This window comes from Mammaliicoccus sp. L-M44 (genome assembly GCF_022386355.1).
GTDB lineage: Bacteria > Bacillota > Bacilli > Staphylococcales > Staphylococcaceae > Mammaliicoccus > Mammaliicoccus sciuri_A.
The window spans coordinates 1-23,614 of record NZ_JAJNIU010000029.1 but is presented as its reverse complement, the minus strand read 5'-3'; the positions used below and the strand labels follow the sequence as shown (position 1 = coordinate 23,614).

Genomic DNA, 23,614 nt, shown 5'->3' with positions numbered 1-23,614 from the left:
ACTTCTCTCTACAACTATAAAAAATAGCTGTGAAAAAATCTATCGTCATAGATTTCTTCACAGCTAATCTTAGTATGTTTATCTTGTTTGGCTAGTCTTGATAAATACAGAGCTCCTATTTATCTTGTTTGGTTAGTCTTGATAAATACAAGGTCCTCCAACATTGCATGTCACGCTCCACTTGCAATATTCAGACCTCCAACATTGCTAGTCACGTCCCACTTGCAATGTTCAGCACTATATTTCTGAAAATATGAAAAAGAGTCTAGAACATTTCTGTCCCAAACTCTTATTTTTATAATAAATGTTTTCTTATAACTTGCTCGATAATAGTAGGTATTTCTTCAAACGCACTTTTCATATTGATGCGTTCTGTTACTTGATGAGCATCTTTACCGATAGGTCCAATATTAATAACTGGTGCACTTATTTCTTGTATATCTTTAAATGGTATAAAGTATGATTGATTAAATACAGGTGTTTGCTCAATATAGCTTTCAAATCCTAAATCGTCTTGTCTATATTTGGCATAACTCAGATCGCTAATACCATTAAAGAAATATTGCCTTTTTGACACTCTATCAAACTGTTTTAAAGATGTCTCACTAACAGTTTGGACGATTTCATCAATAAATGGATCTTCAGAAGAGTGCGCAGCAGGGTAATAAGGTGGTGCAAAAAATGTCACAACACTTGGTCCTAAACCTTTTAACATATGCATAAATCGATCTGTTATTTCTATAGATTGTGCTCTTTCATCAGGAATTTCATGAACAATTTGTTCAATGATTTGATTAATTTTACTTTCACCATACTCTTTTATTGCAAGTGCTTTTAATTCTTTGAAAGATAAGATATTAATTGATAACTTTTTATCAAAGCCCTCGGATTTTAATGTTTCTTGGTATGCTTTTTCACAATTGTGAATGGCATCTTTAACGACATCATTAAAAATTTTAAAAGCTTGTTCTGCATTTCTGTTAAATAAGAATACATTATATAATGAAACAGTTCTAAATGGTGTTTGAACATCATAATGATCTTTAATATCTCTACTCATGAGAGAGACAGGAAGTGGCGTCGTTTCATCTTTATATGTTTCCTTAAACAAAGTACAGTATTCCATTTTGCTATTAATAAAGCTTTGTATGTAGTTCGAACTAATACCATTCAATGGTTGTCCAACATGAGTTTCTTTACCATAGCATAATACTGAAGGCATGATTTTGCCTATTGTACCTGAATAAACATAATGATTTGGGTCATTCTCTGCTTGTGAAAAAGTAGGTTCACTGTTTAAATGTAAAGCTATATCTAAATGGTCTTCTTTACGAATTTGATTGAGCTTTTGAACGGCAGCATGCATACCTTTAGATTCAACTTCTTCATCAGGTACTGAAACAACGATTATGCTAATATCCCATGATTCATGTATTGCTTTTTCTATCAGAGACATATGTATCATAAGACCTGGTTTCATATCCATTGAACCACGTCCGAATAAATAATTGTGCGTTTGGATATCTTTTTTAGCATCAGGCGTTAAGTATTTCATATCTTGTCGAAATTTCTCTGTAATTTTATCCATATCAAAAGCATCATCTTTATATTCGCTATAATCATCGATACCTACCGTATCAAAATGACTTATACAAACGAGCGTTTTTTTAGATTGTGGTGCTTTGTAATATGCAAGAACTGCATGACGACCATCCCCAGTCGGTTGCAGCATAACTTGATGAGCATTACGCTTAAAATAATCTAACTTTAAGTATTGATCTCTTAAAAAGTAAGGAAAAGTCTTTTCTCCTTCTGAATGTGTTATAGATTGATGTCTGACTAAACTTTTAAGTAAATGACTTCTATCTTCAAACGTTTGCCATAATAAATCCATTGTGTTCTAGCCCCTTTAAAATAGTTCTTGAATCATTCTTTCTAATCTATTCAGTCCTTCTTCAAGTGCATCTATATTGTAAGCATATGAAATTCTAATATAGCCTTTGCCAATATGGGTGAAAGCTGAACCAGGTACAATCGCGACATGGTAATCTTCAAGTGCTTTCATACAGAATTCATAATCATCCATTCCGAAATGTGAAATTTGTGGAAAAATATAAAATGCACCTTGAGGTTTTTCATTTAATTTAAAGCCGATTTCAATTAATCGCTTGTATACATAATCTCTACGTTCTATATATGCTTTATTCATTTCTTTAGGTGAATCAATTGCATTTGTTAATGCTTCAATTGCAGCATATTGGCTCGGTACATTCGCACAAATACAATTATAGGCATGTACAAATGTTAATTGTTTCATAACATATTGTGGTCCTAATAAAAAGCCAATTCTAAGGCCAGTCATTGAATGAGATTTACTCAAGCCACCTAGTAAAATACATTGATCTTTGATTGCGTCATATGAAGCGAAAGATGTATGCGTTTGATTAAATGTATTCTCAGCATAAATCTCATCGCTGACTACATAAATAGGGTAATCTTTAAATACATCAACAAGTGCTTCTACTTCTTGTTTATTCAACGTAATACCAGTAGGGTTATTAGGATAATTTAGCAAGATAGCTTTTGTCTTATCAGTAATATGAGATTTAACTAATTCAGGCGTTATTTTAAGGCCAGTTTGGGTAGTATCTATGTATATAGGCTTAGCACCTAACAGTTCGATAAGGGGGACATACCCAGCATATACTGGTGAAGGAATTAATACTTCATCGCCATGTTCAAGAATTCCTCTTAAAGTTGTGTCTAATGCTTCGCTTGCACCATTAGTGATGAGGATTTCATCTGTTTCAAATGAAGCATTGAAGCGATTTTTATAATATTGTGCAACGATTTTTCGCAATTCTGGTAAACCAGCATTATGAGAATAAGATGTAAAGTTATGATCAATTGCATCTTTCATTGCATCTTTAACACTTGTTGGTACAGGAAAATCGGGTTGACCAACTGTTAAGTTAATCACATCATCAATTTCAGGTATACGGTTAGATATCGCTCTAATACCAGACACTTGAAGTTGAGATGCAAATTTATTTAATGGTAATTGCATTTTTTTCACCTCTTCAAAACGATAGTTTAATTATAACTTTAAAAAGCATACAAATAAATGAATATAGCAAAAATTTAGAAAACGTATTACAATAAGGGAAACATTACAATAATAGGGGATGTTTATATGGTGAATTTAGCTAATATGAATCAACGATTAAAGTTACTATTATCTTTAAATATTTTTGATTGGTTACCACATCCAACGTTTGTATTGATACAAAATAATGAAGAACAATGGATGGTTTCATTTGAAGAAGATTCAATACATATTTGTAGAGCGGAAGCTCAATTACCACATTTTCATCGATATTATTTCGGGCAAGATAATCGGCTTATTAAGAATGCGCAATTTCATATTAAATTTAAAGTGAAAGAAGAACTATCGTTAGACGAAAGAAAATTTGTTTCTGATTTTATGCAACCAACGTCTAAAAAAGAGAATCCAATATTATTTATTCAGTCAGATACACCGTATACGCAAGAGTGGGTAGATTATTTAACATACTTATTAAGTGCGAGCTATGAAGTATTAGAAAATCTTTATAATAACAATCATGAGTTAGCGCCCATTACACATAAACATGTACAAATACCAGCCTATTTATTAAATAGTGAAGATAAATTTATCGGAACGATATCGTATGCAACATTAATTAGATAAACAAAAAAGCCAATCCTTAAGTTATGTACTCAAAGGATTGGCTTTTCTATATTTATTTTTTCTTTTTTGGTGGCTTTTTAATGTTAACAACAGGATTTGCGTAATGTCTTACAAGATCGCTACTAAAGAAGTAAACAATAGCAATTGTTATAAGAATGATTGCAACCCAAACATAAGGTTGGTCTAATAACATTTGATCCCATTCTTTTGAACGGAATAGACCTACGAAAAGTCCGTGTAGTAAATAAATAAACATTGTTCTTGAACCAATATAAGTTAATGGTAATTTACGTTCTGGTATTAAGTTTAAGAAACTAAATGTTGAAACGAAAATGACAACATATATGAATAATCTTTTTAATGCACTATAAACGTCTACATCGCCTTCAAGTGCAGAGTAAGGTTTGCTACCAAATAACCATTCAAAGTTATAATCAGTTAGTAAATAAGCAATGAAAATAACAATTAAACTAATGGAAGATAACCAAATATGCTTTTTATTTCTTAAAATAAATGATTGTTCTTTATTGATGTAATAGCCTAATAGGAAAATTGGGAAGAATACAAATGTTCTTGATAGACTAAGTTTTGCATTAATAAAGTCAAAATAACCGACAACTAAACCTAATAATATTGCTACTGTAAATGTGATATATGGATTGAAGTTTCTCACAAAGTGCAAAATAATATGCCATGAGAATAAACTTACTAAGAACCACATTGCCCATTGTGGATCGAAGGGACTAATATTTAATGTATCGTCTCTATCAATATAGTAGTAATATAAACCATAAAATAATTGGAATATTAAATAGGGTAGTAACAGTTTGATAGTAATTTTTTTTATGTAACCTGGTTTTCCTACGCCTTTAGCAAAGAATCCTGATATCAGTACGAATGCTGGCATATGGAAACTATAAATAAACATATATAGTGCTTTGAAAATATGACTTTCATTAACATAAGATCTTGTTAAATGACCGAATACAACTAGCACAATTAAGAAAAATCGTGCGTTATCAAAATAATGGTCTCTTTCTTTTTCGTTTGCCATGAAAAGTGCTCTCCTAAAACGATAATCTACAATTTGCTTGAAATGTAGATTATAAATTAAATTTTTCAAAAGTACAAATAATTTTATTTCGTTAACACTATAAAATCAAACCAATGCCTTATTAAAGGCATTGGTTTTTACTTTAATATTATGCTTTATATTGGTCGACATCGTAATATTGACCGTCTGTTTGAATCTGTTGATAGAAGTCGCTAATTCGTTTTGCATTAGACTTAGCGAAGTCTATGCCTGTTGCATATTGATGAACCCCTGGATTTTGTGGATTAAATCTCATTTTATAAAGTGTGTTTTGTCCTGATTTAATGTAATTATTAGCTATAAATTGAGCACCACCTAGGATTGCTTTTTCAGGTGTGTTCCATCCTGCTTGTTGAGCATATTTAATTCCGCCGTATAATGCATTTTTATCAATAGCGCCAACACCAAACATATTATAATATTTTGTTTGTGCATTTAAATCAACATTACCATTACCATTTTGGTCAATTGCTCCACCGTTAGCCAAATCACTTGTACCGTTACCAGTTTCTAATAATGCATGTGAAATTAAATAAATTTCATTAATACCTACTGCTTTTGCAGCTTGGCTAAAGGCACTACCTTGATTTTCAAGAATTCCTTTTCCACGTAACAAGTCATTTAGTTTAGTTACTGAAATATTTTGAGATTTGTTTAAGTCTAAAAATTGATATTTTTGAACTGGATCGTTTACATACTTACTTGTATCCATTGCATCTTTAACTTCAGCTCTCGTAGCATTTCTAATACCACTTGCTAATACTTTTTTAGGTTCAGTACCATTTCTTAATGCCATTTGAATATCAACAGCTTGATCTAACGTGTATGGGCTAGTTGAAATATTTGTTGATTCTGTAGCGAGTTGTAAATACTTAGCATTAATCCATACAGTTTTACCATTTAATAAACCTTTATACCATAATTCATTACCAACTTTTTGAGATGTAATCACTTTAAAGTATGAATATTGGTAGTTTTGTAATGAACCAAGTAATGTCTTTTTAGATACTGAAGGTTCACTATAGAAATATCCACTGTTATCAAAAATTAAGTAATTTTGATAGTTCTCTTTTAAGACAATAGGTTGATTGTTAACAGCACTTGATTTTATAGCATTAGTCTTTTTAGGTTGAGCGACAGTTGGTTTATTAACAACTTTTGGTTGTGTTGTTACTTTTTGCAATTGAATGTCTTTAGCGTTTACCCATCCTAATGGAATAGCATTATTATCTTGAAGTAGATAATATGTTTGATTGTTATAAGTTGATTGTTTACCAATCTTGAATGTTTTTCCTGCTTTGTTGATTGCAGGTACAGTTTTTTGATCATATACAGAAGTATATACACCAGAAATATTTTTATTAACTTTACCTAAATAGTTAACACGAACTGTTTTAGCAACTGCGTTTGCCTTTGTTGTCTTAGAAGCAACAGGTTTAGAAGTTGCTTTAGGTTTCGCTGTATTAGAAGCAACAGGTTTCGGAGTTGCTTTAGGTTTCGCTGTGTTAGAAACAACAGGTTTCGGAGTTGCTTTAGGTTTCACAGTGTTAGAAGCAACAGGTTTCGGAGTTGCTTTAGGTTTCGCTGTGTTAGAAGCAACAGGTTTCGGAGTTGCTTTAGTATTATTTTGCAGTTGAATATCACTAGATTTCACCCAACCTAAAGGTGTACCGTTATTATCTTGTAATAAATAATATACTTGGTTGTTATAGTTAGATTGTTTACCGATATTAAATGTTTTACCAACTTTGTTAGCAGCTGATTTTGTTTTAGTATCATAAACTGAACTATAGACACCTGATGCATTTGTATTAACTTTACCTTTATAGTTAACAACTACTGTTTTAGCAAGACTCGCTACAGGCGTAGAAGTCTTAGGTTTAGACGTTACAGGTGTAGTCGTTTTAGGCTTAGAAACTACAGGCGTAGAAGTCTTAGGTTTAGACGTTACAGGTGTAGTCGTTTTAGGTTTAGAAACTACAGGAGTAGTAGTTTTAGGCTTAGAAACTACAGGTGTAGTCGTCTTAGGTTTAGACACTACAGGCGTAGTAGGTTGAGTTGCGCTACCTGTTTTATATAAATATTTTTCACGCACTAAATCTACAAGCTCATTAAAAGTATAATTATTTTCTGCAAACCAACCATATGGATCACTATGATCCGTGCCACCTAGATATCTTGAAACGGCATCATGAGACCATAAAGTACCAGTACCATCATTTTCAGCACTATCAAATGGTAAGCCATAATATGATAAGTTAGTTGCGATATAATCTGCATAATTGTTAATAGAGCGAGCAAAACGATCTCCACCATATACACGAACTAATTCAACATGTATAAATCGTTCATTTGCGACACCACCAGCACCCCAAGCTAAGTAATCAGTTGGCGCAACTTCAATAATATTATTATCATCTACAAAGGCATGTACAAAAGCACTTTCGTAGTTGTTTTTCATATATGCAATTTCACCTTGAATTGTTGAATTAGGATTTGCAGTTTCATGTGCAATAATTCCTTCAGGTTTACCAACACCATTACGATATGGAATTTTAGGAATATGACTTGAAAAATCTTCAACATATGTCGGCACTGCATAATTATTATTTCTAATTTGACTATTTATTGATGAACTTACTGTAGGACTATAAGAACTAGTAGTAGCTACTGCTTTTTTAACAACAGGCGCACTACTTACAGATCTAAATGCAAAAGTGCTAACTCGTGGTTGAACACTAGCAGTTTCTAATTGAACTTTATCGTTTTGAGTACTAGTAGCCGCTTCAGTATTTTGAGCATCATTAGTAGAAATAGGTTGAACTGTGTCTTCAGAAACTTCTTCGTTGTTTGTAACTTCAGTATTATCTTCAGTAGACGTTACATTAGTGTTTTGCTCTTCTTCGTTAGAAGTAGGTTGAACTGTGTCTTCAGAAACCTCTTCGTTATTCGTAACTTCAGAGTTATCTTCAGAAGAAGCTACATCAGATTTTTGCTCTTCTTCGTTAGAAGTAGTTTGAGTAATATCTTCAGAAATCTCTTCGTTGTTCGTAACATCAGAGTTATCTTCAGTAGGAGCTACATCAGAATTTTGCTCTTCTTCATTAGAAGTAGGTTGAACTGAGTCATCAGAAACGTCTTCGTTGTTTGTAACTTCAGTATTATCTTCAGAAGAAGCTACTTCAGTGTCTTGCTCATCTTCGTTAGAAGTAGGTTGAACTGAGTCTTCAGCAACTTCTTGGTTGTTTATAACTTCAGTATTATCTTCAGTAGAAGCTACTTCAGAATTTTGCTCATCTTCGTTAGAAGTAGGTTGAACTGAGTCATCAGCAACTTCTTGGTTGTTTGTAACTTCAGTATTATCTTCAGTCGAAGCTACTTCAGAATTTTGCTCTTCTTCGTTAGAAGCAGTTTGTGCTGTATTTTTAGAAACGTCTTCGTTGTTTGTAACTTCAGTATTATCTTCAGTAGGAGCTACATCAGAATTTTGCTCTTCTTCGTTAGAAGTAGTTTGTGCTGAGTCATCCGAAACCTCTTCGTTATTCGTAACTTCAGAGTTATCTTCATCAGAAGCTACTTTTGTGTCTTGATTTTCTTCATTAGAAGTAGGTTGAACTGAGTCATCAGCAACTTCTTGGTTGTTTGTAACTTCAGAGTTATCTTCAGTAGGAGCAACTTCAGTGTCTTGCTCATCTTCGTTAGAAGTAGGTTGTACTGTTGCATCAGCTGTATTTTCCACTTCTTGTTTTGGTTCATCAATGATAGAAGGATCTTTATATTCTTTCGTACCTGAAACGTTTAAAGATTGGCTTTTTAATTCTTTTTGTTCATCTTGAATTTGACTAGCATTATCATGTTGTTCAATGATGTTTTTATTTTCTTTGTTTGTTGTTTGTTCTTCTGCATTAACTTGATGTGATACGAGCGTAGTACCTGCTAAAGTCATTGCTACAAGTGCGGGGGTTTTGTAATAGAATTTTTTATCCATAAACAATCTCCTTTTGTATAGGTATTTATTTATAAACAGTATAAGGCTTTTTAATATTAAAAGATGAACTTTTTATGAAATGTAATGTAACTTTAATATTTGAGATATTAATAATTTAATTAAAAAGTTAATTTCATAAAATAGTGAGGAATGTTTTCTTCTAAAAATTCTTCGCCTTCAGTTTTATAACCTAATTTTTCATAGAATCCTTTAGCGTGAGATTGTCCATTAAGTACAGTACCTTTATATCCATCTTCACTAGCTTTTTGATTAATAAAATTCATTACATCTTTGCCGTAACCAAATTTTCTATAAGGTTTTAAAACAGCAACTCTTTCTACTTTCGCATATCCATCTTTATAATTTCTAAAACGACCAACCGCAGCTGGTTTATCATCGTGATATAGAACAACATGCTTAGAAACATTTTCAAATTCATCTATCTCTGCATCTATAGAAACACCTTGTTCCTCAACGAAGACAGTTTTTCTAATATTTAATCCATCTTGTATATCTTTTTCGCTTTCCGCTATTTTAATCATCGTGATACCTCCATAGTTTTGATTCAATTTATTATACATTATGATTATTCTAATTGATGTAGTAAATAAAAAATCTCAATAAATATTTGGTAAAAAGAACTTGTATATATCAAGATTGCCCAAACAAGATAAATAGAAGCGCTGTATATATCAAGACTGACTAAACAAGATAAATAGTGGCGCAGTATTTATCAAGACTGACTAAACAAGATAAATATGAATCTCTAATATTGCAAGAGGGACGTGACTAGCAACATTGCGAGTCTGAATATTGCAAGTGGAGCATGACTAGCAACATTGGAGGCGTGAATATTGCAAGACAAGGCTGACTAGCAACATAGAGGATCTGAATATTGCAAGACGAGGCTGACTAGCAACATAGAAGCCCCGTATGTTGCAAGACACACAAAACAAGCAACATAGAAGCCCCGTATATTGCAAGACACTCCAAACAAGCAACATTCACACTATATTTTCACAATAATTCCCATCTTATTTCTGTCCACACAAAAAAGCTGAACCACTTTATATGGTTCAGCTTTTATTTTATATCGTTTGTACTGCTTGTCTTCTAACGATTGCGGTATATTGCCAGAATAATCTTAATTGGTGAATGCTCCAATTTGTCATACCCATTGTATATCCGCTCGGTGTGAATATTTGAATTTGGCTAGTTTCTAGTGCTGCTGCTACTAAATATTGTAAATGAACACTTAATGATTTCATTTCTTCTGTTAAGCCTGTTTCAGTATATACCCATGAAAAAGGTAGGGGGTTATCAAAGATATTGATAACATTAAATATTTCTGGGATGGCAATGATGTAACAAGCGCCATCTACAATTGGATCGTTGTTTGCTTGATTATAATATAGTAATAACGCTTCATAATTTTCATGATGTTCGTGATTAACATAGTATAAATTTTGTCTGAAGTGAGACAAATCTCCAGAATGAATGATTTGATTTTCAAGAGCATCAAACATTGTATTGATTTGTTCATATTTTTCATATGTTTTACGTTGAATCATAATTTGCCTCCTTTCCTAGTAAACTTCTGGACCAGGTTGTTGAGCGCTTAGATCTGGTGCTTGATCACTTAGATCTGGTGTTGGTTGTTGTGGTGTTTCTTGTGATGGTACTTCTTCTGTAGGTGTTTGTTGTACAGGTTGTTCTACAGGCTGTTCGGATGGTTGCTCAGACGGTTGTTCAGTTTGCTGCTCGGTTGTTTCTTCAGTATCAGGCTCTATAGCTGGTTCTACTGTTTCAGCTGAATCGTTGTCACCTGATGTGCTTCCACTCTTTAGACTTTTCTTAGATACTTCAATATAAGGTGTTAAATCACCATATGCTTGAATCATAAGATAATTCATTAATTCTGTTTTCTTAGTCTTAGGTAAGTTTAAGTCTTTTCTAAGTTTATTAGAAAGTTCTAATAAATTATCTAAGTCAGGATTGAAGAAGTAAACACCATTGAAATTAGCATCAGTTCCTGTAATTTGTTCTGTTTTGATTTTTACTTTACTTGATGAATAAGTCGTTGCTAAGTTTTGAATATCTTCAAATGAGAAATTGTGTTTCGCATTTTTACCAACGATTTTAACTAAGTCATCTAATTTATTAATAGAATTTGTTTCTTGAGCTTTTTTGATAATGGCTTTAATCATTTCCATTTGACGTTTACCACGCTCTAAATCTGAATCTTGTTTTCTTGAACGAACAACTGCAAGTGCTTCGTCACCAGATAAATTACGTTTACCTTTTTTAACTTTAATACGTCCTTTATCTTCTGTGTTTGGCTCGTTTAAATCAAATGGTACATCATACTCAATACCACCAAGCTCATCTACAACTTCAACAAAAGCTTCCATATTAATTCTTGCATAGTAATCTACTGGAACGTTTAATGTACTTTCAACACTTTCCATTGAACCTTCTGGACCATCTATTGCATGAGCGTGCGTGATTTTATCATAATATTTTACGGCTGGTATATAACTTAATGTATCACGTGGAATACTAACCATACGTATTTGCTTTTTATCTCTATTAAATGTTGTATAAATCATAGCATCAGTACGAGATTGGTTAGCCTTTTGACCACCTTCACGTCTTGATGTACTATCATCTACACCTAAAAATAATACCGACACATGATCTAAACTAGGATCTACTGGTTTATCTCTTAAAGATGATTTGCTTTTTTTAGAATCAAGAAATGAATCATTAATCGCACCTTTAGTTTCAAGATAAAGCATGAGTCCAAATACTACGGGTAGAATCATGAGTACTATTGACATCAAAAGTAAACCTATTTTTGCAAATCTTTTCATATTATATATTTACCCTTCTATTCGTATTGTGTTTTGAAATATCTATTTTTGCATATTATACATCATATATGATTATACAAGTAAAATTCAACAATTTAAATGAATTATGTGTACTACTTATCAAATATAGAATGTAAATTTGTTGTAAAATTTATGGAAATGGTGTAAATTATAGTGAAGAATGAGAGGTGAGACAAATGGCAAAAGTACTAGAAAAAGATTTAAATAGTATAAGTGAACAAATAGAGTTAAATAGAGAGAATTCGTATGATGTGATTAAGCCTCCAACCGTTAATGTTCTAGGTTTGCCATTTGCAAACCTGACGGCGAATGAAATGGTAGAACGTATTAAGTATTTTGTAAATCAGGAGACGAAAGACAATTTATTTATTGTAACAGCTAATCCTGAAATTGCACATTATGCTTATAGCAATAATCACTATCAACGACGTATTAAACATGCAGATTACATTGTACCAGACGGTATTGGTATTGTTAAAGCAGCAAAATATTTAAATACGCCATTGAAAGAACGTGTTCCGGGAATAGAGTTAATGGAAGAAATGTTGAATATTGCGAACGCAAGTAGCAAGAGAGTATTCTTATTAGGTTCTTCTAAAGAAGGCGTTAAAGCAACACGTAAAATTTTAGAAGAACAATATCCAAATATTACGTTTGATCATAAACATGGCTATAAACATGTATTAGATTATAAAGTAACTAAGAAAATAAAGAAATTTAATCCAGACTTTATTTTTGCGGCAATGGGTTTTCCTAAACAAGAAGATTGGATTTATTATAACCGTCATCACTTTGAGCATACAGTAATGATGGGTGTAGGTGGCTCATTTGATGTCATAAGCGGAAATGTTAAACGTGCACCAAAAATGTTTATTAAACTTAATTTAGAATGGTTATATAGAATTATAACTGATTTGAAACGTGTGAATAGAGCACTTAAAATTCCACTGTTTTTAAAAGAAGTTCAATTCCAAAAATCATGCACACCTAAAAAGAATAAATATGATTATATGAAGAATAGATAATTTAGAAACATCTTAATGTTGAAATTTAACATTAAGGTGTTTTTTTATGAAGAATTTTATCCATTTAATTGTTAACTAAATGTTATGATAAAGGTAACAATAAAAGTAGGTGGTATGATCATGCAAGTACTGGAACTTATAAATCAACAATTAAATACAAAAGCAGATAAAATTGCCATGTATATTGATGAGATGCATTTATCTTATAACGATTTATTGATAGAATCTGAAAAAAATGCCACAACATTAAAAGAATATCCAAAACATAACATGATTGGTATTTCGATGAAAAATCCACTTCAGTTTATAAAATGGTATATTGCAGCTTTAAAGTGTGAACTTATACCGTGCGTCCTAGATCCTTATATATCTGAAGAGAAGAAGCATAAATTATTAATGTTATATCGTATTCCATTATTAATAGATGACAGCAATAAAGTAAAATATCGACAAATAGAAAATAATACGGTATTACCTCAAGATATCTTACATATTGGATTTACTTCTGGGACGACAGGCATGCCTAAAGCATATATGAGGAATCATCAATCTTGGATTCAATCATTTAAATATAATGAAGACTTAATCAATGGTCATACAGACATTATGATAGCACCTGGACCACATGCACATTCTTTAACACTATACGCTATGATTTATGCATTAAGTACAGGTAGAACATTTATTGGCCAAAAGAAATTTAATACACAAATTCTAAATAAATTAATCAATATATTTAGTGAAAATCAAACGATGTTTATTGTACCTACAATGCTATATAGTTTATTGAATCATAACGTCCATTTAATGAATGTTTCGAGTATTTTTTCATCAGGTGCAAAATTATCTACACAAATATTTGAAAAATTTAAATACAAATATCCTGATATTGATTTAATTGAATTCTTTGGAAGCTCTGAAGCGAGTTTTATTAGCTACAATACTAATGGACAAGCAGATTCAGAATCTGTAGGTAAACTATTTCCTTCTGTACAAGTTCAAATTAAAGACAAAGATGAAAATAATATAGGTAGGTTATATGTCAAAAGTGACATGACATTTAGTGGTTATTTAAATGAAGAAGTCCGTGACGAGTGGATTAAAATAGGCGATTGGGCATCAATTTCTGCAGACCAAGAACTACGCTTATATGGACGAGAAAGTGACCGTTTAATTATTGGTGGTAAAAACGTATATCCAGAGATTATTGAGCAAAAATTATTAAATCTAGATATTGTTGATGAGGCAATTATTATAAGTAAAAAACATAATAAATTCGGAGAAATTGCTGTTCTATTATATAAAGGTAAAGATCATTTGCAATATTTAAGTATGAAAGAGTATTTATTAGCGTGTGGGTTAAGTCGTTATGAAATACCGTCTCGAATGATACGAGTTAAACAGATGAAATATACATCTAGTGGAAAGATAGCGAGATATAAGATGAAATCTATTTATGAGTTAGGAGGAAAAGCATGGAACCAGTTATTGTAGCTGCAAAAAGAACGCCATTTGGTAAATATGGCGGTATTTTTAAACAATTAGAACCCGAATTACTCTTGAAACCTTTATATGAATATTTGTTAGCTGATCATGCTGAAGCACTTGAACATTTAAGTGAGGTTGTTTTAGGAAACGTAGTAGGTAATGGAGGCAATATCGCTAGAAAGTCTTTGCTAGAAGTAGGTTTGCCGGTTGATATACCTGGTGTCACAATAGATAGACAATGTGGTGCAGGATTAGAAGCGGTAACGTATGCTTGTAGAATGATTCAAGCAGGTGCTGGTGATGTTTATATTGCTGGTGGTGTTGAAAGTACAAGTCGAGCACCTTGGAAAATCAAAAGACCACAATCAGTTTATGACTCACCAGAATTTTTTGAGCGTGCTTCATTTGCGCCTGATGGAGAAGACCCATCAATGATTGAAGCGGCTGAAAATGTTGCACAAGTATATCAAATATCTAGAGAAATACAGGACGAATATGCATACAATAGTCATCAAAAGACAATCGAAGCTATGGAAAAAGGTTATTTATCTAACGAAATTTATCCAATTAAAGTAGGTAATGAATGGATCCAACATGATGAAGGTGTTAAACCTAAATTAACTTTAAGGACGTTATCACGTTTAAAACCACTTATTAAAGATGGAACTGTAACAGTAGGTAATAGTTGCATGAAAAATGACGGTGGGGTATTACTTTTAATTATGAGTAAAGAAAAGGCGACTGCTTTAGGTTATCGCGAAGGACTGGAATTTATCGATAGTTCTGTAAAAGGTGTTGATCCAAGATTGCTAGGTATAGGACCAGTACCTGCAGTTGAAAGTTTATTAAAGCAGACACATTTAACAATGAACGATATTGACGGTGTTGAATTTAATGAAGCATTTAGTTCTCAAGTACTTGCTTCAAAAGATATGTTAAATATTCCAGACAATAAATTTAATTTGTATGGTGGAGCCTTAGCTATTGGACATCCATATGGAGCGAGTGGTGCTAGCCTCGTTACACGTTTATATCATATGAAAGAAATTGAGACATCGATAGCAACAATGGGAATAGGAGGAGGCATGGGACATGCAACATTATTTAGAAGATGGAATCGAAATAATTGACGTCCTTTTCAACAAAGAAGATGTTGATGCATATAAAAAAACACTTCCTATAGAAAAGGATGTACCTTCAGTACCCGTATTATATTTAGCAAGTATATGGCCGGAATTTTCAATGTTTGAGCGTTTTTTAGAAAAAGAGATTTACTTAAAAGAAACATCAGTTGATGAGCTTAAAGCAATAGATGTTGATACAATTTATAAAGCAAAATTAAAAAATGAGAAAATAAAAAAAGTAAAGTCGTTTACGATTTACGAATTTAGTTTGACGATTACAAGTGGAAATGACATATACACTCGACTCAATCAAACATTCGTTGGAAAGTGAGGTATAGTATGAAATTTGATATTAGTCTTGTTAACAAATATTTAACTATTATTCATGATTCAAATCCAATCCATCAAGAAATTGTACCTGGCCAACTTGTATGTGAATGGTTGTTAGAAGATGTTGAGTGGCAACATTATACAGTGAGATACAAAAATCCAATTTATATAGATGAACCATTAGAAAAATCTTTGAAAAATAATAAAATTAAATGTATCAATCAACATGGGAAGATAAAGATTATAATTGAAAAGCAATAAAGTAGATTTAATATTTATCTAACAAAAGTTTTGTTATAACTATTATATAAAATCATTTTACAAGTTATTTAAAATCATGTAATCTTCATAAGTGACAAAAAATTATGAGTTGGAGTACTTATGAATAGAAAACATGAAATTACATATGCAAGGGCAATATTTTGCTTAATTATAGTAGCCGTGCATATATTATCAAATTATTTGAGAGACGTAGAATTACAAGATCATAATCGCATGGTTGTATTAACATTTCAAATATTAATTTTGTTTGCAACGCCGTGCTTTATTATTTTGTCAGAATCACTAATTTCAATGGTTTATAAAGATAAATTACCGAAAAACTTTCTAGTCAAACGGTTTAAATATATTATGATTCCTTATTTTTCAATTGGAACATTTTATGTGTATACAAAGTATAAAGTTGATGGAAATGAAGAAACATTCTGGCAGTTGTTTAAAGAAAATTTATTAATTGGTAATTGGTATGGCTGGTTTGTCATTGTCATATTCCAATTTTATATTCTACATTTAATCTTCCATAAATCATTAAGTAAAGCAAATCCAGTTGTTATGCTGGTCATCAGCTTTGCGATTAGTCTCGCACATTCATATCTAATGTACGATAATGACACGTATACGAATTGGTGGAATGAATTTTACCCGTTATTCCATAGAACGAATATTCTTTATTGGTTATTCTATTTTGTATTTGGTTTTTACTTAGGTAGATACTACAATGAAGTTCTATCGTTTATGGAGAAAAAGTTTATGTGGTTAGTTGGAAGTTTAGCTGGGGTAACACTTTTAGTTATTTATTCAATTTATCAAAATGATGTAACAGTTGTTCAATCTAACCGTTATGACATTTTAATATATTCAGCATTAGCGTTTATATTTATCTTGGTTATTTCTAAAAAGCTGGCTAACTTTAATATAAGCTTTTTATATTTTATTGGCGAAATATCGTTCTTTATTTACTTAACACATAAAATTATGGTCTATTACATGGCAAAATATACATTTCATTTTATAGATCAATTCTTTATGTATAATATTGCAACGTATATCTTTGCATTATCATTAAGTGTCGGTTTAGCAGTTGTTCTATCATTTATACCACTTTCTAGATTTATAATTGGTAGAAATTCTATTAACACAATGATTAGAGGAAATTATAGAGCAAATTAAGGGAGCGGGACAGAAATCTAATTTGTATAAAAAGATTTCGTAGTCCCGCCCCGGCAAGGATGACTAGAGTTGAAAAAAGCTTGATACAAGCGCATTTTCAATTCAGTCATCTACTGCCAATATACTAAAACAGGCTGAGACATTACTTTATGTCCCAGCCTGTTTTGTTATTTAAAATAAAAACGTGTAGCATCTAATTCGTCTTTAAAAGCTTTTTTATCGTTTGCTGACTTTTTGTTGAAATCTTTTAAGAATGCTTGGTATTTTGGAAGTACATCTTCAGTAGAACCAAATTCTTTTAGTATGCCGCCTTCAATCCAAGCTATTTTTGTACAAAAATCTTTAACTTGATTTATATTGTGACTGACAAAGAAAATAGTCTTGCCAGCTTCTTTAAATTGATTCATTTTATCTAAACTTTTCTTAGTGAATGTTTGGTCACCAACAGATAATGCTTCATCAATTACAAGAATATCTGGATCGACGGTAACATTGATTGCGAAACCTAATTTAGATTTCATACCGCTTGAATATTTCTTAACAGGTTGATATATAAATTCACCTAATTCAGAGAATTCGATAATTTGAGGTGTAAGTTCTTTAATTTGTTTTTTAGAGAAACCAAGTAATAACATCTTGTATTCGATATTATCTATTCCGTTTAATTGAGTGTTTAAACCTGAGTTAATTGCGATAACGTTAACATCACCGTGGCGTTCTATTACACCGTCTGTTGGTTGTAGTGAACCACCAATAATATTACTTAATGTCGATTTACCTGACCCGTTAATACCAACTAAACCGATAATATCGCCTTCATACGCAGTAAATGATATATCCTTAAGCGCGTAAAATCTTTGTGATTGATGTTTCGGTAAAAACACATCTTTTAATCTATCTTTATTATTACGGAAAATTTTATATTCTTTTGTTAGATTATTAATGATAACTGATTCTTTCATATGTACTTCATTCCTTATAATTATTAACATTTCTATTATGCATTATTTTATGAGTTTAGTAAATTTATTGTAAATTCTGTTAGAATCATGTAAATTATATATGTTCTATAATTATGAGATTAACCTAAAGTTTAATATATCATCTATGCTCAATTGATGCTATATTAAAGATTAAGTTATAAATGTCTTAGCGAGAGAGTGATATTCATGCATGCTGTTTTTACAGTAATAAAAGAGCACGTCAAAAACTTTTATTTGATTCAAAGATTAGCACAATTCCAATTAAAAATTTCAAATCATGATAATTATTTAGGATTAGCTTGGGAGCTTATTAATCCTATACTACAAATATTTGTATATTGGTTTGCATTTGGTTTTGGTATTCGACAAAATGGTCCAGTAGATGGTGTACCGTTTATCTTATATTTATTAGTCGGTATTAGTATGTGGTTCTTTGTGAACCAAGGTATACTTGAAGGGACTAAATCAATAGGTACTAGGTTTAATCAAGTTGCAAAGATGAATTTTCCTTTGTCAGCAATACCTGCTTATATTCTGACGAGTAGATTTTATGGTCATATTATTTTAGTTTTAATTATAATTTTATTATGTATTCCAACTGGTATTATACCTTCGATTTATATATTACAATTATTTATATATTTACCTTTAGTGTACATATTTGCATTTTCAGTTTCTTTATTAACGTCCACTTTAGGTGTTATTATTCGAGATACACAAATGGCGATGCAAGCTATTTTGAGAATGCTATTTTACGTGTCGCCAATTCTTTGGGTACCAGAAAAAGGTTCAGTGATTGAAATGATTATGAAATTAAATCCAGTATTCTTCTTTGCAGAAGGGTATCGAGCAGCAATATTATATGATAATTGGTACTTCATAGAACATTGGCAATTATTACTTTATAATATATGCGTGACAGTGTTATTCTTTGTAGTAGGTGCAATATTGCATGTTAGATTTAGACAAAGGTTTGCTGACTTTATTTAAAATGATTAATAAATAAAAAGGCTGAGACATCAATGATTGTCTCAGCCTTTATCTCAATATAGAGCTTCTCATGGTCAATTTTTTTAACTTTAGTAAATTTACGTAAGGAAGTGTCAATGTGGTAAGAAGCATAATTAAACAAGTCTATCTTTCTATTATTTTTATATTTAATAAATTATTTAAAAGTAATGTAAAACGTAAAAATGTCGTGGTATTTATGACATTTAAAGAAGATGTGTTACCTATAATCGAAGCATTAAAGAAAGAACAATACCATATTACAGTTATTGCGCATCCAAAGTGGATTGATTTTTTGAATGATATAGATGTAGATAAAGTGATCAATTTAAGTAATAAATATGTCTTACAACAGTTAAAAGCAATTAAAAGTAGTAAAATAATAATTATCGATACATATTATTTATTATTAGGCAGTATCAGCAAAACTCCAGAACAAAAAGTTATTCAAACATGGCATGCTGCGGGGGCTTTGAAAAAGTTTGGCTTAGAAGATAAAAGTATTAATCTTGAGCATAAACAACTCATAAAAAATTATTTATCAGTTTATCATTTTACAGATTATTATTTAGTGAGTTCAGATATTATGAAAGACGTCTTTATTAAAAGTTTAGATGCCAAACCTAATCAAATATTACCATTTGGATTACCTAGGTTAGACCAATATAAAGATAAACATGAGTATCCTAATAAATCCAAAAAATTAGCTTTATATGTTCCTACTTATAGAGATTATACAAATGAAATTCATACGATAGATAAACAGAAATTTGAAAAAATGTGCCCTGAATACGAACTTGTGACTAAATTACATCCAAGCATTACTTCACATGATTCAGATCCGAGAGATATACAAGATTTAGTTGAAATGGCAGAAATCATTATTACAGATTACAGTTCACTTAGTATTGAAGCGGCACTTTTAAATAAGACGATTATTTTCTATAGTTATGATGAAGCAAAGTATGATGAAATGAGAGGGCTCAATCAATACTATTATGAAATGACGAAAGAGAACAAAGCTTATGATTTAGAAACACTTTATAAACTTGTGAATCTGAATAAAATTAATCATAAAATTAAACCAATGTGGCATCAATATACAAACTTTGATGCAACTCAAAAGTTAGTTGATTTTATAAACAAAGGAGCTTAACGATATGGAAGTAAGTGTCATTATCCCTATTTATAATGCAGAAAAAACAATAGAGCAAACCATTAAATCAATTAAAAGTCATTATGAGCATGAAATCATTTGTATTAATGATGGATCTAAAGATAATAGTGCAGATGTAATTAGCAAAATTAATAATCCTAATATTGTACTTGTGAATCGAGAAAATAAAGGTGCTGCGGCAACGAGGAATGAAGGCATTAGTATCGCAAAAGGTAAATATATTATGTTTTGTGATGCAGATGATAAATTAGGTGAAGGCATTATCGACAAAATGGTTGATGCGATAAAAAGAAATGATACAGATATAGTGGTCGGTAAGGTTTCTCATTTAATTGGTGATCAGATTAGACCGATTCAAACATACAATGATTTAAAAGCTGTAGATCGTACGACATTAAACTTAACACCAGAAGTTACGCAGTCTATAGGTCCTTATGGTAAATTGTACAAACATGAAGTATTAGAAAATATTAGATTCGATGAAGATATTACTTTTTGTGAAGAGCATACCTTTAATTTGAAAGCTTGGTCAAAAAGTCATATTACAATATTAGATGATTCAGCTTACTTATATAACATAGGCGTGGAAGATTCAATAGTAGCGACAAGTTACAAAAATATAGAAAAATATTTAAATGATGCCACTGAAGTTAGAAAAAGAACAATGGATATCTTAAGTGATTTAAAAGAGAAAGTGAGTAACTACTATAGTTATAGAATGGATTATCTCATTATATACTTTCTAATTCGAAATAATTTCATGAAAGTAGAAAACTTAAATCACGTTATAGATCCAGCAATTAAGTATTTACAAGTCGTTCAACAACTTGAAACGAATAGCGTGAAAGATTTGAAAGAACTCGTATTAACAATTGCTGCGAATTACAATTTTGAAAGATTTAAAGAAGTGGCAAGTAATTTAGATATGCAAATTGATAAAAAAGCGTATCGCTCATATAAATTTAAGCTACTGAAATTAAGAACAAAAATGAACTTAAGAAACATCAGAAATAAAAGCAAAAAAATATCTCATTAAATATTATGAAATTTTAAAAACTACTAACAAATGTAAAATATTGTTAGTAGTTTTTTTGTTGGATATAGATGAATTTATAATTTAAATCAATATTTACACTAATTAAATATTTCTTACACATACTTTACATCGGTAAATTGTTTGATATAATTTATAATTGCATATCAAACTAATTTAAGATGGAGTTTAAAAATGAATAAAAATATGATTGATATAGAAAGAAAATTTAGACCTGAAATTGAAGGTTTAAGAATTATTGCGGCTTTATTGGTCGCTATTTACCATATTTGGTTTGGTAAAGTATCTGGTGGGGTAGATGTTTTCTTCGTTGTATCTGGCTTCTTGATTACAACATCAATTATATCTACTATTAATAAAACAGGAGAATTTAAGTTTTGGCCATACATATCTAAATTAATGAAGCGGTTATTTCCACTGGCATTTATCATTATATTAGTCGTATTGGTATTAAGCATATTCTTCTTACCGTCAACCATTTTTGATAAAACAATGAAAGAAGTCGTTTCATCTATGTTCTATTATCAAAACTGGCAATTGGCATTGAGTAATACTGATTATTTAGATGCACAGCAAATGAAAAGCCCGCTTGAACATTATTGGGCAATGTCCATTCAAGGACAGTTCTATATCATTTGGTTCTTATTATTTACAGGTGTATTATTCCTAATCAAAAGATATGATTTATCAAACGGTAAAAAATTAGTCAATTACTTGCTTGGTTTTATATTTGTTGTATCATTTGCATACTCAGTTTATTTAACTGCTGTAAATCAACCTTTAGCATACTTTATTACATTTACGAGAGTATGGGAATTCGCATTAGGTGGTTTGCTTTGTATTAACTTGAGCAGAATTAAAATTAGTAATTTAACAGCTGAAATTATTGGATGGATTGGTCTTATTGGTTTAATTTTAACGGGGGCTATATTTGATGTATCAACAATGTTTCCAGGTTATATTGCTTTATGGCCTATGACTTGTGCATTACTGATTATTTTATCAGGTAATAAAGATACTAAATATGGTGTTAAGAACTTCTTATCTATGCCGATTATGATTAAACTAGGTGGCGTATCATTCGGAATATACTTATGGCACTGGGTATTGCTATCATTCTACAAATACAATATTTCAGAAACACCTGGTATTATTTCAGGAGTTCTCATAATTGCATTATCTATTGCGCTTTCATTCATTACTACAAAATATATTGAAACACCAATTAGAAGTGCAGAATTAAATAAAGTAGCATTTAAGAGAATTGGTATTATCGCACTAGCTAATATCATATTAATCGCTGGTTTAGTCTCTCATAATGCTTATGTGAAAATGTCTGATGATAAAGAACTGGCATCTAAAGATTATCCAGGTGCACTAGCTGCAACATCAAAACAAAAAATCAAAGAAAATGATCCTAAGCCTGAATTCGCTAACGTGTTTGATGATTTACCACAATCACACTTAGATGATTCAAACCAAGGCTTAAAAAAATCAGATTTAAAGATTGGTACTTATGGTAAGAAAAAAGACTACAAAGCAACAATTGCTTTAGTAGGTAGCTCACATTCTGAACATTGGTTAGGAGCAGTTATTGAAGCGGCTAAAGAGCATGATTACAGAGTGATTAATATCACGAGATCAGGAACAAGATTCTCTACAGGTTATGATGATAATTCATTAAAAGGTCAATGGGTTAAAAATGTAGAAAACTATTTAAAGAAATCTGATGATATTGATTTAGTATTATCACATGTTACAGCAGCTGACTCAAATAGAGATAAGATTCAACAACAAATGGTAGATGAATTATTAAAAGTTAAAAATGATTATAATATTGAAGTAATGGCAATAAGAGATATTCCAAGATACGAGTTTAATGTTTCAGAAGAACTAGAAAAATCTGGTGAAAAAGAAACAATTAAACTTATGAATAAAGGAAATAATCAACAAGATTCTTCATATTGGAAAAAGCTATCAGAAACAAACAAAGATTTACCGAAATTCGATCCATCTGAATACTTTAAAGTGAATGGTGAATATAGACCTATAATAGGTAATATTGTGGTATATCGAGATATGGACCATATGACAAATACTTATTCAGAAACTTTCGGACCTATTTTAGGTAAAGAAATTAAATCTGTCGTTAAAAAATAGAGAGTGGACAAAGTCCGCTCTCTCAGACTGTGGACAAACTGAACTTAAATTTATAAGTTCAGTTTGTTTTTTTATATGGATTAATATTTTCCACTAAAATCATGATTAAAC

General features: G+C 30.9%; 19 protein-coding genes. 11 read left to right on the top strand and 8 right to left on the bottom strand.

Annotated features, from left to right (window positions below; genetic code table 11):
• Nucleotides 1-295: 295 nt before the first annotated feature.
• Nucleotides 296-1,894 (bottom strand): M20/M25/M40 family metallo-hydrolase, encoded by a 1,599-nt coding sequence (locus LQ611_RS12585; RefSeq protein ID WP_107565982.1) that lies wholly within the window; start codon nucleotides 1,892-1,894, stop codon nucleotides 296-298.
• Nucleotides 1,895-1,909: 15 nt separating this feature from the next.
• Nucleotides 1,910-3,067, bottom strand: coding sequence for an aminotransferase class I/II-fold pyridoxal phosphate-dependent enzyme (locus LQ611_RS12580; RefSeq protein WP_107573101.1), 1,158 nt, complete (start codon nucleotides 3,065-3,067; stop codon nucleotides 1,910-1,912).
• 126 nt (nucleotides 3,068-3,193) lie between these two features.
• On the opposite strand from LQ611_RS12580, the gene LQ611_RS12575 reads away from it, so the two are divergent.
• Nucleotides 3,194-3,730: a hypothetical protein gene (locus LQ611_RS12575; RefSeq protein ID WP_107565984.1), complete on the top strand. Its 537-nt coding sequence runs from the start codon at nucleotides 3,194-3,196 to the stop codon at nucleotides 3,728-3,730.
• A gap of 52 nt (nucleotides 3,731-3,782) precedes the next feature.
• On the opposite strand, the gene LQ611_RS12570 is transcribed toward LQ611_RS12575, so the two are convergent.
• From LQ611_RS12570 to LQ611_RS12550, 5 genes are all read right to left on the bottom strand, one after another.
• Nucleotides 3,783-4,784, bottom strand: a complete 1,002-nt coding sequence (locus LQ611_RS12570) for an acyltransferase family protein (protein WP_107565985.1) — start codon at nucleotides 4,782-4,784, stop codon at nucleotides 3,783-3,785.
• Between the two features lie 148 nt (nucleotides 4,785-4,932).
• Nucleotides 4,933-8,811 carry an N-acetylmuramoyl-L-alanine amidase gene (locus tag LQ611_RS12565; protein WP_239709612.1) on the bottom strand — a complete coding sequence of 1,293 codons (3,879 nt, stop codon included), beginning with the start codon at nucleotides 8,809-8,811 and terminating at the stop codon, nucleotides 4,933-4,935.
• A 119-nt stretch (nucleotides 8,812-8,930) separates the two neighbouring features.
• Complete coding sequence (locus LQ611_RS12560; RefSeq protein ID WP_103361173.1) at nucleotides 8,931-9,353, bottom strand: GNAT family N-acetyltransferase; 423 nt, start codon at nucleotides 9,351-9,353, stop codon at nucleotides 8,931-8,933.
• 546 nt (nucleotides 9,354-9,899) lie between these two features.
• Nucleotides 9,900-10,379: a DUF2538 family protein gene (locus tag LQ611_RS12555; protein WP_025905460.1), complete on the bottom strand. Its 480-nt coding sequence runs from the start codon at nucleotides 10,377-10,379 to the stop codon at nucleotides 9,900-9,902.
• An 18-nt stretch (nucleotides 10,380-10,397) separates the two neighbouring features.
• Nucleotides 10,398-11,684 carry an LCP family glycopolymer transferase gene (locus tag LQ611_RS12550; protein WP_239709610.1) on the bottom strand — a complete coding sequence of 429 codons (1,287 nt, stop codon included), beginning with the start codon at nucleotides 11,682-11,684 and terminating at the stop codon, nucleotides 10,398-10,400.
• A 197-nt stretch (nucleotides 11,685-11,881) separates the two neighbouring features.
• On the opposite strand from LQ611_RS12550, the gene LQ611_RS12545 reads away from it, so the two are divergent.
• The 6 genes from LQ611_RS12545 (at nucleotide 11,882) to LQ611_RS12520 (ending at nucleotide 17,121) form a co-directional block, all read left to right on the top strand.
• Nucleotides 11,882-12,730, top strand: coding sequence for a WecB/TagA/CpsF family glycosyltransferase (locus LQ611_RS12545; RefSeq protein ID WP_025905458.1), 849 nt, complete (start codon nucleotides 11,882-11,884; stop codon nucleotides 12,728-12,730).
• A 120-nt stretch (nucleotides 12,731-12,850) separates the two neighbouring features.
• Complete coding sequence (locus LQ611_RS12540; RefSeq protein ID WP_239709608.1) at nucleotides 12,851-14,224, top strand: AMP-binding protein; 1,374 nt, start codon at nucleotides 12,851-12,853, stop codon at nucleotides 14,222-14,224.
• Nucleotides 14,206-15,348, top strand: a complete 1,143-nt coding sequence (locus tag LQ611_RS12535) for a thiolase family protein (protein WP_239709606.1) — start codon at nucleotides 14,206-14,208, stop codon at nucleotides 15,346-15,348. The genes LQ611_RS12540 and LQ611_RS12535 overlap by 19 nt, the downstream gene beginning before the upstream one ends.
• Nucleotides 15,311-15,673, top strand: coding sequence for a hypothetical protein (locus tag LQ611_RS12530; protein WP_119489625.1), 363 nt, complete (start codon nucleotides 15,311-15,313; stop codon nucleotides 15,671-15,673). The genes LQ611_RS12535 and LQ611_RS12530 overlap by 38 nt, the downstream gene beginning before the upstream one ends.
• Before the next feature lie 8 nt (nucleotides 15,674-15,681).
• Nucleotides 15,682-15,933 (top strand): hypothetical protein, encoded by a 252-nt coding sequence (locus tag LQ611_RS12525; RefSeq protein ID WP_107573107.1) that lies wholly within the window; start codon nucleotides 15,682-15,684, stop codon nucleotides 15,931-15,933.
• A gap of 120 nt (nucleotides 15,934-16,053) precedes the next feature.
• Nucleotides 16,054-17,121 (top strand): acyltransferase family protein, encoded by a 1,068-nt coding sequence (locus LQ611_RS12520; protein ID WP_107596777.1) that lies wholly within the window; start codon nucleotides 16,054-16,056, stop codon nucleotides 17,119-17,121.
• Nucleotides 17,122-17,288: 167 nt separating this feature from the next.
• On the opposite strand, the gene tagH is transcribed toward LQ611_RS12520, so the two are convergent.
• Entirely contained in the window at nucleotides 17,289-18,083 is a 795-nt protein-coding gene (tagH, locus tag LQ611_RS12515) for a teichoic acids export ABC transporter ATP-binding subunit TagH (RefSeq protein WP_025905453.1), read from the bottom strand.
• A 207-nt stretch (nucleotides 18,084-18,290) separates the two neighbouring features.
• Here tagH and LQ611_RS12510 point away from each other — a divergent pair, with 207 nt between their 5' ends.
• The 4 genes from LQ611_RS12510 (at nucleotide 18,291) to LQ611_RS12495 (ending at nucleotide 23,503) form a co-directional block, all read left to right on the top strand.
• Nucleotides 18,291-19,094, top strand: a complete 804-nt coding sequence (locus LQ611_RS12510; protein WP_025905452.1) for an ABC transporter permease — start codon at nucleotides 18,291-18,293, stop codon at nucleotides 19,092-19,094.
• Nucleotides 19,095-19,212: 118 nt separating this feature from the next.
• The gene (locus LQ611_RS12505; RefSeq protein ID WP_107566122.1) at nucleotides 19,213-20,268 is read left to right on the top strand and encodes a CDP-glycerol glycerophosphotransferase family protein; all 1,056 of its coding nucleotides are present in this window, start codon (nucleotides 19,213-19,215) and stop codon (nucleotides 20,266-20,268) included.
• Nucleotides 20,269-20,272: 4 nt separating this feature from the next.
• Complete coding sequence (locus tag LQ611_RS12500; protein WP_119495270.1) at nucleotides 20,273-21,325, top strand: glycosyltransferase family 2 protein; 1,053 nt, start codon at nucleotides 20,273-20,275, stop codon at nucleotides 21,323-21,325.
• A gap of 192 nt (nucleotides 21,326-21,517) precedes the next feature.
• Nucleotides 21,518-23,503: an acyltransferase family protein gene (locus tag LQ611_RS12495; RefSeq protein WP_239709604.1), complete on the top strand. Its 1,986-nt coding sequence runs from the start codon at nucleotides 21,518-21,520 to the stop codon at nucleotides 23,501-23,503.
• The last annotated feature ends 111 nt before the right edge of the window (nucleotides 23,504-23,614 follow it).

Bases quoted from the DNA above. Each gene is read 5' to 3' on its own strand.
- LQ611_RS12565 (WP_239709612.1), bottom strand. From the start codon at position 8,811: ATGGATAAAAAATTCTATTACAAAACCCCCGCACTTGTAGCAATGACT.
- LQ611_RS12530 (WP_119489625.1), top strand. From the start codon at position 15,311: ATGCAACATTATTTAGAAGATGGAATCGAAATAATTGACGTCCTTTTC.
- LQ611_RS12570 (WP_107565985.1), bottom strand. From the start codon at position 4,784: ATGGCAAACGAAAAAGAAAGAGACCATTATTTTGATAACGCACGATTT.
- LQ611_RS12580 (WP_107573101.1), bottom strand. From the start codon at position 3,067: ATGCAATTACCATTAAATAAATTTGCATCTCAACTTCAAGTGTCTGGT.
- LQ611_RS12520 (WP_107596777.1), top strand. From the start codon at position 16,054: ATGAATAGAAAACATGAAATTACATATGCAAGGGCAATATTTTGCTTA.
- LQ611_RS12575 (WP_107565984.1), top strand. From the start codon at position 3,194: ATGGTGAATTTAGCTAATATGAATCAACGATTAAAGTTACTATTATCT.
- LQ611_RS12550 (WP_239709610.1), bottom strand. From the start codon at position 11,684: ATGAAAAGATTTGCAAAAATAGGTTTACTTTTGATGTCAATAGTACTC.
- tagH (WP_025905453.1), bottom strand. From the start codon at position 18,083: ATGAAAGAATCAGTTATCATTAATAATCTAACAAAAGAATATAAAATT.
- LQ611_RS12545 (WP_025905458.1), top strand. From the start codon at position 11,882: ATGGCAAAAGTACTAGAAAAAGATTTAAATAGTATAAGTGAACAAATA.
- LQ611_RS12560 (WP_103361173.1), bottom strand. From the start codon at position 9,353: ATGATTAAAATAGCGGAAAGCGAAAAAGATATACAAGATGGATTAAAT.
- LQ611_RS12535 (WP_239709606.1), top strand. From the start codon at position 14,206: ATGGAACCAGTTATTGTAGCTGCAAAAAGAACGCCATTTGGTAAATAT.
- LQ611_RS12500 (WP_119495270.1), top strand. From the start codon at position 20,273: ATGGAAGTAAGTGTCATTATCCCTATTTATAATGCAGAAAAAACAATA.
- LQ611_RS12540 (WP_239709608.1), top strand. From the start codon at position 12,851: ATGCAAGTACTGGAACTTATAAATCAACAATTAAATACAAAAGCAGAT.
- LQ611_RS12525 (WP_107573107.1), top strand. From the start codon at position 15,682: ATGAAATTTGATATTAGTCTTGTTAACAAATATTTAACTATTATTCAT.
- LQ611_RS12585 (WP_107565982.1), bottom strand. From the start codon at position 1,894: ATGGATTTATTATGGCAAACGTTTGAAGATAGAAGTCATTTACTTAAA.
- LQ611_RS12495 (WP_239709604.1), top strand. From the start codon at position 21,518: ATGAATAAAAATATGATTGATATAGAAAGAAAATTTAGACCTGAAATT.
- LQ611_RS12510 (WP_025905452.1), top strand. From the start codon at position 18,291: ATGCATGCTGTTTTTACAGTAATAAAAGAGCACGTCAAAAACTTTTAT.